14 protein-coding genes are annotated in these 15,484 nt (G+C 65.9%); 9 read left to right on the forward strand and 5 right to left on the reverse strand.

The genetic code is table 11. The annotated features are described in order from the left end of the window. Nucleotides 1-68: 68 nt before the first annotated feature. From CCUG20998_RS20910 to CCUG20998_RS20925, 4 genes are all read left to right on the forward strand, one after another. A complete protein-coding gene (locus CCUG20998_RS20910; protein WP_012395782.1) occupies nucleotides 69-1,376 on the forward strand; it encodes a magnesium transporter MgtE N-terminal domain-containing protein in 1,308 nt (435 codons plus the stop codon). After that, the gene (locus CCUG20998_RS20915; RefSeq protein ID WP_020729940.1) at nucleotides 1,373-1,903 is read left to right on the forward strand and encodes a DUF1003 domain-containing protein; all 531 of its coding nucleotides are present in this window, start codon (nucleotides 1,373-1,375) and stop codon (nucleotides 1,901-1,903) included. The genes CCUG20998_RS20910 and CCUG20998_RS20915 overlap by 4 nt, the downstream gene beginning before the upstream one ends. A gap of 118 nt (nucleotides 1,904-2,021) precedes the next feature. Next, on the forward strand, nucleotides 2,022-3,428 hold the full coding sequence (locus CCUG20998_RS20920; protein ID WP_038580441.1) for a lytic transglycosylase domain-containing protein: 1,407 nt from the start codon (nucleotides 2,022-2,024) through the stop codon (nucleotides 3,426-3,428). Between the two features lie 51 nt (nucleotides 3,429-3,479). Next, complete coding sequence (locus CCUG20998_RS20925) at nucleotides 3,480-4,640, forward strand: Mrp/NBP35 family ATP-binding protein (protein WP_012395785.1); 1,161 nt, start codon at nucleotides 3,480-3,482, stop codon at nucleotides 4,638-4,640. Between the two features lie 15 nt (nucleotides 4,641-4,655). Here the strand turns inward: CCUG20998_RS20925 and tatB are convergent, their stop codons facing one another. The 4 genes from tatB to sigE all read right to left on the reverse strand — a co-directional run bounded on the left by tatB (nucleotide 4,656) and on the right by sigE (nucleotide 8,051). Continuing rightward, nucleotides 4,656-5,048, reverse strand: a complete 393-nt coding sequence (tatB, locus tag CCUG20998_RS20930) for a Sec-independent protein translocase protein TatB (protein WP_011742078.1) — start codon at nucleotides 5,046-5,048, stop codon at nucleotides 4,656-4,658. Then, complete coding sequence (gene htrA / locus CCUG20998_RS20935; protein ID WP_012395787.1) at nucleotides 5,048-6,562, reverse strand: serine protease HtrA; 1,515 nt, start codon at nucleotides 6,560-6,562, stop codon at nucleotides 5,048-5,050. Before htrA ends, tatB begins: the two co-directional genes overlap by 1 nt. A gap of 171 nt (nucleotides 6,563-6,733) precedes the next feature. After that, the gene (gene rseA, locus CCUG20998_RS20940) at nucleotides 6,734-7,138 is read right to left on the reverse strand and encodes an anti-sigma E factor RseA (protein ID WP_011742080.1); all 405 of its coding nucleotides are present in this window, start codon (nucleotides 7,136-7,138) and stop codon (nucleotides 6,734-6,736) included. A 145-nt stretch (nucleotides 7,139-7,283) separates the two neighbouring features. After that, the gene (sigE, locus tag CCUG20998_RS20945) at nucleotides 7,284-8,051 is read right to left on the reverse strand and encodes an RNA polymerase sigma factor SigE (RefSeq protein ID WP_020729939.1); all 768 of its coding nucleotides are present in this window, start codon (nucleotides 8,049-8,051) and stop codon (nucleotides 7,284-7,286) included. Nucleotides 8,052-8,273: 222 nt separating this feature from the next. On the opposite strand from sigE, the gene CCUG20998_RS20950 reads away from it, so the two are divergent. Continuing rightward, on the forward strand, nucleotides 8,274-8,948 hold the full coding sequence (locus CCUG20998_RS20950) for an O-methyltransferase (RefSeq protein WP_036456512.1): 675 nt from the start codon (nucleotides 8,274-8,276) through the stop codon (nucleotides 8,946-8,948). Between the two features lie 62 nt (nucleotides 8,949-9,010). On the opposite strand, the gene CCUG20998_RS20955 is transcribed toward CCUG20998_RS20950, so the two are convergent. Then, nucleotides 9,011-11,197, reverse strand: a complete 2,187-nt coding sequence (locus tag CCUG20998_RS20955) for a PPE family protein (protein ID WP_020729937.1) — start codon at nucleotides 11,195-11,197, stop codon at nucleotides 9,011-9,013. A gap of 206 nt (nucleotides 11,198-11,403) precedes the next feature. Between CCUG20998_RS20955 and CCUG20998_RS20960 the strand changes: the two genes are divergently transcribed. From CCUG20998_RS20960 to CCUG20998_RS20975, 4 genes are read left to right on the forward strand one after another with little or no spacing between them, the layout of a single operon-like run. Next, complete coding sequence (locus CCUG20998_RS20960; protein WP_036456181.1) at nucleotides 11,404-12,042, forward strand: TetR/AcrR family transcriptional regulator; 639 nt, start codon at nucleotides 11,404-11,406, stop codon at nucleotides 12,040-12,042. Beyond that, nucleotides 12,032-12,979 (forward strand): ABC transporter ATP-binding protein, encoded by a 948-nt coding sequence (locus tag CCUG20998_RS20965; protein WP_020729935.1) that lies wholly within the window; start codon nucleotides 12,032-12,034, stop codon nucleotides 12,977-12,979. The genes CCUG20998_RS20960 and CCUG20998_RS20965 overlap by 11 nt, the downstream gene beginning before the upstream one ends. Continuing rightward, nucleotides 12,976-14,619, forward strand: a complete 1,644-nt coding sequence (locus CCUG20998_RS20970) for an ABC transporter permease (protein ID WP_020729934.1) — start codon at nucleotides 12,976-12,978, stop codon at nucleotides 14,617-14,619. The genes CCUG20998_RS20965 and CCUG20998_RS20970 overlap by 4 nt, the downstream gene beginning before the upstream one ends. A gap of 28 nt (nucleotides 14,620-14,647) precedes the next feature. Next, on the forward strand, nucleotides 14,648-15,322 hold the full coding sequence (locus tag CCUG20998_RS20975) for a methyltransferase family protein (RefSeq protein ID WP_020729933.1): 675 nt from the start codon (nucleotides 14,648-14,650) through the stop codon (nucleotides 15,320-15,322). Nucleotides 15,323-15,484: the final 162 nt, after the last annotated feature.

Below are 15,484 nucleotides of genomic sequence, written 5' to 3' on the forward strand. Positions count from 1 at the left end.
GACACGTTCGCGGCAATCGGCAACCCGGCTCGGCACCCCGCCGAGGGGGGCTGCCTACGCTTTCCACCATGGGATCGGTCAACAGGGTGTACGTGGCACGGCTTTCACGAATGATGGTGCTGGGGCCATTCGGGGAAACCTTCGGGCGGGTCCGCGACGTCGTGATCAGCATCAGCATCGTGCGCCAGCAACCGCGAGTGCTGGGGTTGGTCGTCGATTTGGCCACCCGTCGCAGCATCTTCATACCGATGCTGCGGGTTGCCGCAATTGAGCCGAACGCGGTGACACTGAGCACCGCGAGCGTGTCGCTGCGCCACTTCGAGCAGCGGCCGGGCGAAGTGCTGGCGATTGGCCAGGTGCTTGACACGCCGGTGCGGGTGAACGACCCCGACCTGCCGGAGCTGGCCAACGCCGACATCGTGATCACCGACCTGGGGATCGAGCAAACCCGAACACGCGACTGGATGGTCACCAGAGTCGCCGTCCGCAGCCCGCGACGGCTGGGACGCCGCGGGCCGCTACACGTCGTCGACTGGCAAAACGTGCGCGGGCTGACTCCATCGGCCCTAGCGATGCCCGATCAGGACGTTGCTCAGCTGCTCGACCAGTTCGAGGGGCGGCGGGCGGTCGACGTCGCCGACGCCATCCGCGGGCTCCCGTCGAAGCGCCGCTACGAGGTGTTCAAGGCTCTCGACGACGAGCGGTTGGCCGACATCCTGCAGGAGCTGCCCGAGCTGGATCAGGCCGAGGTGCTCTCCCAGCTGGGTACCGAGCGCGCCGCGGATGTGCTCGAGGAGATGGATCCCGACGACGCCGCGGACCTGCTCGGTGTGCTGAATCCAACCGATGCCGAGGTCTTGCTGACTCGGATGGACCCCGACGACTCCGACTCGGTGCGCCGCCTGCTGCAGCACTCTCCCGACACCGCGGGTGGGCTGATGACCTCGAATCCGGTGGTGCTGACCCCAGACACCTCGGTTGCCGAGGCGCTGGCCCGGGTGCGTGATCCGGACCTGACCCCAGCGTTGTCATCCATGGTTTTCGTGGCGCGCCCGCCCACGGCGACGCCCACCGGCCACTATGTGGGCTACGTGCATCTGCAGCGACTACTTCGCGAACCACCGGCCGAGTTGGTCGGCGGAATCGTGGATACCGACCTACTGACCCTGACACCAGAGACCCCCTTGGCCGCCGTGACCCGCTACTTCGCCGCCTACAACCTGGTGTGCGGGCCTGTGGTCGACGACCAGAACCACCTGTTGGGAGCCGTCACCGTCGACGACCTGCTCGACCACTTGCTGCCCCATGACTGGCGGGTGGACGTCCAGCAGCTCGACCCCGCCGGCAGACCTGCCAGATCCGGAGGAGCCTTGTGAGCAAGACCCCAGCGGCACGACGGCTGTACACCCCTCGGACATCACGCGCCTTTGCACCGCGACTGGATCCCGAGGCGGTCGGGCGAACGACCGAGTCCATCGCACGCTTCTTCGGTACCGGGCGCTACCTGCTGGTGCAGACGCTGATCGTGGTGATCTGGATATCGCTGAACCTGTTCGCGGTCAAGCTGCGCTGGGATCCGTACCCTTTCATCCTGCTGAATCTGGCTTTCTCCACTCAGGCCTCCTATGCGGCACCGCTGATTCTGCTGGCCCAGAACCGGCAGGAGAACCGCGACCGTGTCCTGCTCGACGGTGATCGCCGCCGCGCCGCGCAGACCAAGGCCGACACCGAGTATCTGGCCCGCGAGCTGGCCGCCTTGCGCCTGGCCATCGGCGCGGTACCGACTCGGGACTATCTGCGCCACGAGCTGGACAGTCTGCGCGACCTGGTCGCGGAACTGCAGTCGGACCAACCCGATGCGGAAACCGACGGGACCGAGCGGCGGGCCAAGAAATCCCACTGAGATCCGAGTACCCCATTGCGCCACTCGCGTCACAGGAGTTATGTATGGTGATCTAGTTCACGAAGTTATCGATATGTAAGTTTCCCGACGCCATACATAAACATCGAGGACGGTCGAGGTGCGCATAGGGGGCCGCTGGGTTGCTCACCCGGCCGTCGCATCGGTGCGGCAACGAGCACTCCGTGCGAAAACGCCGGTATTCGGCATCGCCATGATCACCCCATTGGTATTCGCGGGCGCGGTCGGCGCCACGGCTCCCGCGTCATACGGGAAGACACCGGCCGTTCGGGCTGCCATCACGCCGGTGGCGGCGGTGGCACCGTCGCCCGCCATCGACCTGTCCGGCCCGAGCATCGTCGCCGTCGAGCGCCCTCCGACCAACTTCCACATCGCTGCGGGCACCACCGCGGCCCCACCGCCGGCGAGAGTCGTGAATGCCCCCGGAGCCCTGGGCATTCCCATCATGGCGCTGACCGCCTATCGCAATGCCGAGCAGAAAATGGCCACCGCCGCTCCGGCCTGTGGCATCAGCTGGAACCTGCTGGCCGGCATCGGCCGCATCGAATCGATGCACGCCAACGGCGGGGCCGTTGACGAACGCGGCACCGCGGTGAACCCGATCTATGGGCCCGCCCTGGATGGCACCCTGCCCGGCAACGAAGTGATCATCCAAAGCAAGGTCGGCAACCGGGTCACCTACGCCCGGGCAATGGGCCCAATGCAGTTCCTGCCCGGCACCTGGGCGCGCTACGCCTCCGACGGCGACAGCGACGGGGTGCCCGACCCACAAAACATCTTCGACTCCACGCTGGCCGCCGCCCGGTACCTGTGCAGCGGCGGGCTGAACCTACGGGATCCAGGTCAGGTCATGGCCGCGATCTTGCGGTACAACAACTCGATGCCCTACGCACAAAACGTGCTGGGCTGGGCCGCGGCGTACGCCACCGGCGTGCTGCCCGTCGACCTGCCGCCGATTACCGGGCCGCCCCCACCGATTGGCGACGCTCACCTGGAGCATCCGGAAGGCCTCGGCCCGAATTTGCCGTTGAACGCCAACGGCTTGGGGCCCGCCGACCCGCTCTCCCACATGCCGTTGATCGACTTTGCCCCGCCGCAGATGCCGGCGCCTCCCCCGCCGATGTTCCCGTGGATGCAGCCCACGCCGCAGCCGTTGGCGCCACAGCCCGGGTGCACCCTGATCTGCGTCACCAACCCGCCCGAGGCGGTCCCGCCACCCGCTCCGATGCCGTTCGGACTCATGCCGCCACCGCCTGCCCCCGCCGCGCCGCCACCGCCAGATCCACTGGCTCCACTGGGCGCTCCCCCGGTCGGCGGTCCGCCGGCGGCTCCCGCACCCGCACCGGCTGGCCCGCCGGTACCCGGTGGTCCGGCACCGGCCGGCCCGGCACCTGCACCCGCTGGCCCGGCACCGGCACCCGGCGCACCGGCGCCGGCTGGGCCTGCCCCCACCCCCACACCCAGCGGGCCGGCTCCCGGCGAACCGGTACTCACCCCGGTCCACTGACCACTTGGCTGGCCGCAGGGCCGTAGCCGCAGCCGCATAGACTCGGCAGTGATGTCCGGAACCCCAGATAACGCCGCCGATCAGTCCTCGACAACCCAAGCCATCCGGGCCGCACTGGCCAAGGTGGTTGATCCCGAGCTGCGCCGCCCCATCACCGAACTCGGAATGGTCAAGAGCGTCGAGGTCGCCCCCGACGGCGCGGTGCACGTCGAGATCTACCTCACCACCGGTGCGTGTCCGAAAAAGACCGAAATCAGCGAGCGCGTCACCCAAGCGGTGGCCGACGTGCCCGGTACCGGGGACGTGCGGGTCAGTCTGGATGTGATGAGCGACGAGCAGCGCACCGAGTTGCGCAAGCTGCTACGCGGGGACGCGCGCGAACCGGTCATCCCGTTCGCCCAACCCAGCTCATTGACGCGGGTATATGCGGTCGCCTCGGGCAAGGGCGGCGTGGGGAAGTCCACCGTCACCGTCAACCTGGCGGCCGCAATGGCCGCCCGCGGCCTGTCGGTGGGCGTCCTCGATGCCGATATCCACGGCCACTCCATTCCGCGGATGATGGGCACCACCGACCGGCCCACCCAGGTCGAGTCGATGATCCTGCCGCCCATCGCCCATGAGGTGCGGGTGATCTCGATCGCCCAGTTCACCCAGGAAAACACACCGGTGGTGTGGCGGGGACCGATGCTGCACCGGGCCCTGCAGCAGTTTCTGGCCGACGTGTACTGGGGCGACCTGGATGTGCTGCTGCTCGATCTGCCGCCCGGTACGGGCGATATCGCCATTTCGGTGGCTCAGCTGATCCCCAATGCTGAGATCCTGGTCATCACGACGCCGCAGCTGGCCGCTGCCGAGGTGGCCGAACGCGCCGGCAGCATCGCGCTACAAACCCGCCAGCGGATTGTCGGCGTGGTGGAGAACATGTCTGGGCTGACGCTGCCCGATGGCACCACGATGCACGTATTCGGTGAGGGCGGTGGCCGGCAAGTGGCAGAAAGGCTGACCCGCGCGGTCGGCGCCGACGTGCCGCTGCTCGGACAGATCCCGCTGGACCCGGCACTGGTGGACGCCGGGGATTCGGGAATGCCGATGGTGCTGCGCGCACCCGACTCCGCGGTGGGCAAGGAGCTGCTCAGCATCGCCGACAGCCTGGCCTCGCGACGCCGTGGGCTGACCGGTATGTCGCTGGGATTGGACCCGAAGCGGCGCTGAGCGCTCGCTTACGGTCTAGGTTGCGTCGGAATCAAACGGCGGGCGAACCGGCTCATCCGGCGCCTCCTGGGCGGATGCCACCGCATCCACGGCCGGAGTTGCAGACGCCGCCTTGTCGAAGTTCCCGGTGAAGATCGAGTCGTCGCCGTCGAGCAGGTGTTTGGTCAGCGCCGCACGCGGCGTCATCCCCCGCAGCTTCTGTAACTCGCCGAGCTGCCCGCGCAGATCATCGAACTCAGGCCCCATGTCGTCGCGGAGTTGGCTGGTGACCCCGCTGAGATAGTCACGCGCCTGACGCAACGCGCCCGAACTCCAGCGGATGGCGCCCGGGAGCCGTTCCGGCCCAAGCACGACCAGCCCGACCACGACGAGCACGAGCATTTCCCCCCAGCCGATGTTGGCGAACACTAGCTGGAATCGGGGTCGGGTTTGACGGTCAGCGTGACATGGCGACCATCGCGGACGACCTCCACCGGGGCGTCTTGCCCGATGGTCAGCTGACGCACGGCGACGACGAATTCATCGGAGTCGGCAACACTGCGGTTGCCGATCTTTACGATCACGTCGTTTTCCAGGATTCCGGCCTTCTGCGCGGGGCTTCCGGCCTTTACGTTGGCCACCTGCGCACCCGAGGCAATCGCGTTGCTCACCGAGCGCGTCGTGATCCCGATCGTCGGGTGCACGATCTTCCCGTCTTTGATCAGGGTTTCGGCGACGAACTTCATCTCATTGACCGGGATTGCGAAACCCAGCCCGCTGGCACTGTCCGACAGCGACTTGCCGGCGGTATTGATGCCGATCACCTGGGAGTCCATGTCGATCAGCGGACCGCCGGAGTTGCCGTGGTTGATCGAGGCATCGGTCTGGATGGCGTCGATGACCGTGTCGGTGTCGGAGCCCTCCCCCGACAGCGGGACCGGGCGATGCAGCGCACTGACAATGCCTTCGGTCACCGTGCTGCGCAAGCCCAGCGGCGCACCGACCGCCAGCACCTCATCGCCAACCCGGACCTTGTCGGAATTGCCGAGGCGGGCCACGGTCAGATTGTCGACGTTGTCGACCTTGAGTACCGCCAGGTCGGTCTTGGGGTCGCGGCCCACCAGGCTGGCCGGCACCTCCTTGCCGTCGTTGAACACCACGGTCGTCTTGAACTGGCTGGGGTTGTTGGCGGCCTCGGAGATCACGTGGTTGTTGGTGACGATGTAGCCACGCCCATCGACGATGACACCGGAACCCTGCATGCCCTCCTGGTCGCTCTTGGTCTCGATGGTTACCACCGAGTCGGCGACCGCGGCCGCCACCTTGGTGAACCGGCCCGCCGGCTCTTGGGCGTTGCCGTTGGTGGACAAGGTCACCTTCGACGTTGTGAACGCCTCGACGACTTCGGCCGTCTTGCGGCCGATGACACCGCCGAGCGCCCCGATCACCAGCGCGATCACGGCCAGCACAATCAGCGCCAGGTAGGAAACCTGGCCGCCGAACAACACGTCACGAACGCCGAGCTTGCCGGTTCGGCCCAGCGCGCCCTGCGGTAACGGCGCGGCTACCGCGGGGGTACCCAATGCTGCCGCAGCACCCGGATCGCGCCATGGGTCATCAGCCTCGTCCGCCTGGCCGCCGTCTTTCTCGGCATCCAAGGCGCCGGCGTCGATGGGGTGGCGCTGCAGCGAGTCGGCACCGCCGACGGGACGGCTGAAGGCCTCCTCCAATACCGGGTCCGCCGGTTGATCGTGGGGCTCGTACTCGGACTGGTCGCGATACCGCTGCGGGCGCACCCGCTCGGCCACAAACGATCCCTGGACCCCCGATGGACGCCCGAACGTTTGCCGCGCCGCGGAATCGACTGGTGGCCGGGAGATGGGACGGGGCGCCAGGCGGGGGCCGCCGTCTTGGCCACTGTTGTTGCCTTGGTCGGAGGTCACGTGATCCTCTTCTACATCCTCAATTGAGCGTTCGAGACGGGAGTCAACACGAGCCGTCCTATTGGCACGGCGTTGTCGGTGTCCACCCTAGTATCCATGGATCCCGGCTAGTCGGCATGAACCCGCACGCAGCAACTCCCGGGCCGTGCGTATCGGCGCGCAGCTGCCAAGCTAGCGCCGCTTCCGCTGATCACGGGCCTGGCGCTCGGCGAACGAGTCGGCGAGCCCGGTGGTGTCCTCGGGGGCGCCCTCCGACGGATGATGCGGAATCTCCGACAGCATTCCCAGCAGCGCGGTTGGGATGCGGATGGGATGGGAGTCACGCAGCGCCGCCCGCGCCCGGGTGTGGTCCTCTACCTCGGCCGCGCATTGCGGACACATCGACAAATGATGCGCGGCCCGCAGGTGTGCGTTCATCCGCAGCTCACCGTCGACAAACGCCGCAATCGCCTCGATGGACAGGTGCTCGGTAGAGCGGAAGCGACGAGGCGCACCTACCGGCGCATCGCTTTGAGAAGCGAACTGAGCAGGAAGCCAAGAGAACGCGCGCCGAAACACATGCCCCCGGTCGGCCATGACCAGCTCCTTCCCGCCATCGATATGTCGAATGTAGCGCGGTCCGGTGCCTGATAACCATTATCGGCCAGTAGAACCCCAGGATTTGGGATCAGTTGGCAACCATGCGGAAGCCAAACCGATGGTTCGACGCACGTTCGACGAGCTATCGGGCGGTACCGACAGGCCTCGGGCTCAGTTCGCTGTGTTCGGGATGCGCGGCGAGGTAGTCACGCAACGCCTGCCGTCCGCGGTGAATCCGGCTACGCACGGTGCCCAGCTTCACGCCCAGGGTGGCGCCGATTTCCTCGTAGGACAGACCTTCGATGTCACACAGGACGACCGCGGCGCGGAACTCCGGCGGCAGTGAATCGAGCGCCGCCTGCAAGTCGGGTCCCAGCCGTGAGTCGTGGTAGATCTGCTCGGGGTTGGGGTCGTCGGCAGGCACCCGGTCGTAGTCCTCGGGCAACGCTTCCATCCGGATGCGCGACCGGCGGCGGACCATGTCGAGAAAGAGGTTGGTAGTGATGCGGTGCAACCAGCCCTCGAAGGTGCCCGGCTGGTAGTTCTGGACGGACCGGAACACCCTGATGAACGTTTCCTGAGTGAGATCCTCAGCGTCCTGTTGATTGCCCGACAGGCGATAGGCCAGCCGGTACACCCGGTCGGCGTGCTGGCGCACCAACTCATCCCACGACGGCATCGCAGCCTTGTCACCGGTCGCATCGAATACCGCGGTGCCCAGCAACCCATCAGAGGTTTCGGCCCACTCGTCGTCGCGGACCAGTTGGGGGTGAGACATGGTCGTGGTGCTCAAGGTGGTGATGGTGTGTTCCTCCGGCTTTTCCCTGCCATCAGACATCGGCAGTTCGTCACCGGCGGCAACGCGCAGTTGCCATTCTGTATTCCCGAGCCCGCGTCCTCCACGTTCCATGCCGTTACCGTCGCGTACCGGCGTATGGGCGGCATATGAGCAAACTGAGGTTTAGCTGAGAAACCAATTCGTTACCTGCGTTATCCTGCAGTTATACACTCGTTATGAAGCTCGATTGCATCGTCAGCCTTGGGCGTGTCGGCTTGCGCGATGTCGCGACGCCACTCCTGGCAACGGGCGCGCCTGCCCGACTGCGTCGCCAATCCGACATACGCTGCGGGCATGCATGGCACCGATAGCAGCTCAGACGCCCCAGGCCAGCCGGCCCCGAGTCGAGCCGAATTGCTGTCTGCCCACGCTGAGGGATCGATCTCAGAAGACACGATCCTCAAGACCGCCCGGGACCGGGCTGTCGACATCGGCGTTGGGGCGGTAACACCCGCGGTCGGCGCGCTCTTGAGCATGCTGGCCAAGCTCAGTGGCGGCAAGGCGGTGGCGGAAGTAGGCACCGGCGCCGGTGTCAGCGGCTTGTGGTTGCTATCCGGCATGAGCGATGACGGGGTGTTGACCACGATCGACATCGAGCCCGAGCATCTGCGGGTCGCCAAGCAGGCGTTCACCGAAGCCGGTATCGGACCCTCGCGCACCCGGCTCATCAGTGGCCGCGCTCAAGAGGTGCTGACGCGACTCGCCGATGACTCTTATGACCTGGTGTTCGTTGACGCCGACCCGATCGATCAGCCCGACTATGTGGTCGAGGGTGTGCGGTTGCTGCGCTCCGGCGGGGTGATCGTGGTGCATCGGGCCGCTCTTGGCGGCCGGGCCGGCGATCCGGCCGCGCGCGACGCCGAGGTGACCGCGGTACGGGAGGCGGCACGCCTGATCGCCGAGGATGAACGGCTCACCCCGGCGCTGGTGCCGCTGGGTGACGGTGTGCTGGCCGCGGTCCGCGACTAGTTGAGGCGGGCTTGCGGTTCTCGCCGTGAGCGCGGCGATCGACGGTCGCACCGACTAGGACGTCACGAGCGGCCGAAGAAGCCCGACTGGTAGTCGCCCGCGTTGAATCCGCCCGAGTTGTAGTGGCCCGAATTGCCGAAGCCCGAGCTATTGCTGCCCTGGTTGCCCACGCCCGTGTTGTGGTCGCCCGAGTTGAAAAGACCGGTGTTGTAGTAGCCGGTGCTGGCCAAGCCCACGACGTGGTCCCCGGAGCTCAGCCAGCCGACGTGTAGGCCGCCGTCGCCGTAGTTGAAGAAGCCGGTGTCGGTGCCACCGGCGCTGGAATTGAAGAAGCCCACGTTGTATCCACCGCCGCCTGAGTTTCCGACACCGGAGCTGTACCCCCCGGCCGACGAGTTGATCAGGCCCGAGTTGTAGCTACCGGAGTTGAAGAAGCCGGAGTTTCCGGTTCCGGAGTTACCGAAGCCGGAATTACCGCTGTGGGTGCCTGTGCCGCCCACACCCGTGTTGACGTTGCCCGTGTTCCACAGACCGGTATTACTGTCGCCCGCATTGAAAAGTCCGGTGTTGGCGTAGCCGGCATTGAAGAAGCCAGTGTTGCCGGCCTGTCCGATGGTTCCGGCCCCAGTCACCGGGTTTGCGTCGTTGCCACCGACGTTGAAAGCGCCCGTGTTGCCGATACCCGCGTTGGCCCAACCCACGTTGGCGAAGCCCGCGTTGAACATGCCTACGTTGTGGTTGCCCGCGTTGAAAAAGCCGATGTCATGACCGAAGAGCGCGGAGGTGCCGCCGCCGGAGTTGAAGCCGCCCAGATTGCCGTTCCCCGAGTTCGCCAAGCCGAGGTTGGCGTTGCCCGCATTGAATAGGCCGTCGTTGACACTGCCCGCGTTCCACCAGCCGGTATTGGTGCTGCCGGTGTTGCCGATGCCGGTGTTGAGGCTGCCCGAGTTCACTGCGCCCCAGTTGGTGCTGCCCGTGTTGGCAAGGCCCCAGTTGTCAGAGCCCGAGTTGAAAAAGCCACTGTTACCGGCGCCCGAATTGAACAAGCCAGTGTTGCCGGCGCCGGAGTTCCAGCCCCCGAAACCGATTTGGTTGTCCCCGGTCAGCCCGATACCGATATTGCCGTCGCCCGTGTTCGCCAGGCCGATGTTGCCGTTGCCGGTGTTGCCGAGACCGATGTTGAAGCTGCCGTCGTTCCCGAACCCGAGATTCCAGCCGGCACCGTTGGCGTTGAACCCGCCGATACCGATCTGATTGTCGCCGGAAAGCCCGATACCGATGTTGTTGTTGCCGACGTTGCCGAGGCCAATGTTGTTGATACCGATGTTGCCAATGCCCCAGTTATGGCTGCCGATGTTGGCGGCACCCACGTTGGACGCAGACGGGTTCCCGGCCACGGCGGTGACCAGATTCCCGTTACCGAAGCCGATGTTGCCGCTGCCGAAGTTGCCCAGACCGATGTTGAACTGTCCGATGTTGCCGGCACCCACGTTGTAGGAGGACGCCCCTGGGTAGGACGAGCCGGGGACGCCCAGAGCCGCATTTCCGTTACCGGCGCCCACGTTTGAGTTGCCGTAGTTGCCGAAACCGATGTTGCCGATGCCCCCACTGGTGGAGCTGGGACCGCTGTTGCCGCCACCGAAGTTGTAGCTGCCGAAGTTGCCGCTACCGACGTTGAAGTTCCCGATGTTGCCGATGCCGAGATTGACACCCGACAGACCCGGCAGGTTTTGCAGCGCTGTTTGCCACGGCGCCAGCGCTGCCGCTGAGGCCGAAACCCCCGCGTGGTAGCCGGACATCGCAGCCACGTCCTGCGCCCACATCTGCTCGTACTGGGCTTCGACCGCCGCGATCGCCGGCGCATTGAAGCCGAACAGATTCGAGCGCACCAGCGACACGAACTGAGATCGGTTTTGTCCCACCGCGACTGGATGAATCATCGCCGCCCAGGCGGCCTCGAATGTCGACGCCACGGTCTTGGCCTGACCAGCCGCGGACTGGGCGCGGGCCGCCGCCACCGATAGCCAAGCCGAATACGGGGCCGCGGCGGCGGTCATCGCAGCTGCCGCCGGCCCCTGCCAGGATCCGCCGACGAGCCCCGATGTCACCGACCCAAAAGAGTCGGCGGCCGAACTCAGTTCCGCCGCCAGCCCATCCCAGGCGGCCGCGGCCTGCAGCATCGGGCCGGATCCCGCCCCGGCAAAGATTCGCGCCGAGTTGATCTCCGGCGGCAATATCGAAAAGTTCACCGCTCCCCCGAACTTCGTAGACCGGCCTTCGCCGATATTGGCGATATCAAGATCGGTAACGCGAGTTACCGTACCCCGCTCGGGGCGAGCTTTGGCCGCGTTTGATCAAAGTTCACCAGCCGCATTCGGGCTATTGCGACGCCGGCGATTTCCACCAGGTAGCCAGTCCTTGACGACGCCCTGAACGTACGTTTAGTGTGTTGAACATGCGTTCAGTCGACTTGACTGCGGCGGCGCGCATCAGGGATGCGGCGATCGAGCAGTTCGGTCAGCACGGCTTCGGTGTCAGCCTTCGCGCCATCGCCGAAGGCGCGGGAGTGAGCGCGGCGCTGGTCATCCACCACTTCGGCTCCAAGGAGGGCCTGCGCAAGGCCTGTGACAACTACGTCGCCGAAGAGATCCGCAGCGAGAAGTTGACGGCGATGCAGTCCAACGACCCGGCCACCTGGCTCGGCCAACTTGCCCAAGTCGAGTCATACGCACCGCTGATGGCCTACCTGGTACGCAGCATGCAGTCCGGCGGCGAGCTGGCCATGATGCTGTGGCAGCAGATGATCGACAACGCCGAGGAATACCTTGCGGAGGGTGTTCGAGCCGGCACCATCAAAGCCAGCCGCGACCCGAAAGCCAGGGCGAAGTTTCTGGCCATCACCGGGGCTGGGGGGTTTCTGCTGTATCTGCAAATGCACCAGACGCCAACCGATTTGCGTGCGGTATTGCGTGACTACGCGCGGGACATGCTGCTGCCATCGCTCGAGATCTATACCGAAGGCCTGATGGCCGACAGCACCATGTACGACGCCTTCCTCGCGCAGGACAACCAAGGAGAGTCTCATGGCCACTGACATCGGCTCGACACCCATCGAGATCCGGGGTCTAACCAAGAACTTCGGGTCGGTGCGCGCACTCGATGAACTGGACTTGACGGTGCGCGAGGGAGAGGTTCACGGCTTCTTGGGCCCGAACGGCGCCGGGAAGTCGACGACAATCCGCATCCTGCTGGGCCTGGTGAAGGCGGATAGCGGAAGTGTGCGCCTGTTGGGCGGCAATCCGTGGACCGACGCAGTCGAGCTGCATCGCCAGATCGCCTACGTGCCCGGTGATGTCACACTGTGGCCGTCGCTGACCGGCGGCGAGATCATTGATCTGCTCGCCCGGATGCGCGGAGGTATCGATCAAGATCGTCGTGCGGCGTTGATCGAGCGCTTCGGCCTGGACCCGCACAAGAAGTCCCGAACGTACTCGAAGGGCAACCGGCAGAAGGTTTCGCTGATCTCCGCCTTTTCCTCACGGGCCCGGCTGCTGCTGTTGGACGAACCCTCCAGCGGCTTGGACCCATTGATGGAAAACGTGTTTCAGCAGTGCGTCGACGAAGCGCGCGGCAGGGGGGTGACGGTGCTGCTGTCCAGCCACATCCTGGCCGAAACCGAGGCGCTGTGTGAGCGGATAACCATCATCCGGGCCGGAAGAACCGTGGAGAGCGGTTCGCTGGCCTCCATGCGCCACCTCAGCCGCACCTCGATCAAGGCTGAAATGATCGGCGATCCAGGAGATCTCACCAGGATCCAAGGAGTCGAAGACGTCACCGTCGACGGCAACACGCTGCATGTCCAGGTCGACAGCGAGAGCCTGGGCGAGCTGGTGCGGGTACTGGGCGAAGCCGGCGTACGCAGTCTCGTCAGCCAGCCACCGACTCTGGAAGAGCTGTTTCTGCGTCACTACAGCGTTGGCCCCGATGGCGAGGCCCAACACCGCAGCGGCACCGGAGTCGCAGCGCGATGAGCACCACGGTCCTGGATCGGCCAAGCCGGCCCGCACACCGCGGACCGCAACGCGCATCGGGGCTCGCCGGGACGCTCCGGCTATTGCGCCTGTACCTGCGCCGCGACCGAGTTGGGTTGCCGCTGTGGGTGATGCTGCTGTCGGTGCCGCTGGCCACGGTCTACGTCGGCAGTATTCAAGCGGTCTACCCCGACCAGGCGGCCCGCGCCGTCGCCGCGGCCGCCATCATGGCCAGCCCCGCCCAGCGCGCGCTCTACGGCCCCGTCTACAACGACAGCCTCGGTGCCGTCGGGGTCTGGAAAGCCGGGATGTTCCACACCCTCATCGCGGTGGCCGTCATCCTCACGATGATTCGTCACACCCGAGCCGACGAAGAAACCGGCCGTGCCGAACTGGTCGAGTCCACCGCGGTGGGCCGGTATGCGAATCTCACTGCCGCACTGCTGCTGTCGTTCGGCGCGTCGATCGCCACCGGTGCGATCGGCGCGGCGGGCCTACTCACCACCGACGTGCCCGCGGCCGGGTCACTGGCGTTCGGTGCCGCCCTGGCCGCCTCCGGGCTGGTCTTCACCTCCGTTGCCGCGGTTTGCGCACAGCTGTCGCCAAGTGCCCGGTCCTGCCGCAGTGCCGCGTTCGCCGTGCTGGGCACCGCATTCACCTTGCGGGCGATCGGTGATGCCGGTTCCGGCGCGCTGTCCTGGTTCTCCCCGCTGGGGTGGTCCCTGCTGGTCAGACCCTATGCAGGTGAGCGGTGGTGGGTGTTGCTGTTGCCCTTGGCGACAACGGCGGCGCTGACCGTGCTGGCCTATCGGCTGCGCGCCGGCCGCGACGTCGGCGCCGGGCTCATCGCCGAGCGCGCCGGCGCCGGAGCCGCCGCGCCCATGCTGAGCAACACGTTCGGGCTGGCCTGGCGGCTCGACCGCGGCGCACTGCTGCTGTGGACCATCGGGCTGTGCCTGTACGGCCTGGTGATGGGCAGCGTGGTGCACGGTATCGGCGATCAACTGGGCGACAACACCGCGGTGCGTGAGATCGTCACCCGGATGGGTGGCACCGCTGCGCTCGAGGAAGCCTTCGTCACGCTGGCCTTCACCCTCGTCGGCATGGTTGCCGCCGCATTTGCCATTTCGCTGACCCTGCGCTTGCATCAGGAAGAGACCGGCCAGCGCGCCGAGCCGCTGCTGGCCGGATCGGTTTCCCGGACTCGTTGGCTATCAAGCCATCTGGTGATGGCACTGGCCGGGTCGGCCGTGGCCACCGTGCTCTCCGGTTTGGTCGCCGGAATCGCCTATGGCATCGCGGCCGGGGATGTCGGAGCCAAACTAGCGACCGTTGTCGGCGCCGCTGCGGTACAGCTTCCCGCCGTGTGGCTGCTGGCGGCGGTAGCCGTTGGGCTATTCGGTCTGGCTCCACGATTCACGCCGGTCGTGTGGGGCGTGCTGATCGGATTCGTCGCACTGTACCTACTTGGTTCACTCGCGGGATTTCCACAGTGGCTGCTCGACCTGGAGCCGTTCGCCCACGTTCCACGAATCGGCAGTGATTTCACCGCCGTACCGCTGCTGTGGCTGCTGGCCATCGATATCACGCTGATCTTGCTGGGCGCCCTGGCTTTGCGGCGGCGCGATCTACGTTGCTGAACTAACGGCCGACCTGACTGGGAGCAAGATGAAAACCGTTGTTCGAGTGGCGCTGTCATCAATCGTCGGCCTGGTCGCGTTCGGCCTCATCGTGTTCATCCCGGCCGGCACATTCGACTATTGGCAGGCCTGGGTCTTCATGGCAGTCTTCGCCGTCGCGACGTTGGTACCCAGCATCTACCTGGGACGAACGAATCCCGCTGCGCTGCAACGACGTATGCACGCCGGACCTCGAGCGGAAAGTCGAGGTATCCAAAAGGTCATCATCACGGCGGCATTTGTTGCGCTGTTCGCGATGGTGGCGCTCAGCGCGCTCGACCATCGATTCGGCTGGTCGTCGGTCCCGACGGCGGTGTGCCTGATCGGCGACCTGCTGATCGCGACCGGGCTAGGGATCGCGATTCTGGTGGTCATCCAGAACGGCTATGCGGCGGCGACCATCACCGTCGAATCCGATCAAAAGGTGGTATCCACCGGCCTCTACAGCCTGGTGCGACACCCAATGTATGTCGGGAATGTGATCCTGATGCTGGGCATACCCCTGGCACTGGGTTCCTACTGGGGTCTGGTGATTGTCCCGCCGAGCGTGCTGGTTCTGGCCTTTCGCATCCTCGACGAGGAGAGCGCACTGGTTGACCAACTGGACGGGTATCGCGACTACATGCAACAGGTGCGGTATCGATTACTGCCGCGGGTGTGGTAGCGAACTGGGATCAGCGCCAGGAAAGCCGCTTGCCTGCCGACAGCGCCTAACGGGCACACCCCTCCCCCAGCACACAACGACGTTGACGAAGCACCCACCCACACCCGGCGCAGCGGATATGAGTCTGGCGGAATCACCAGACCACCGTTGCGGGTCGCGCTA

This window comes from Mycobacterium marinum, from assembly GCF_003391395.1.
Lineage (GTDB): Bacteria > Actinomycetota > Actinomycetes > Mycobacteriales > Mycobacteriaceae > Mycobacterium > Mycobacterium marinum.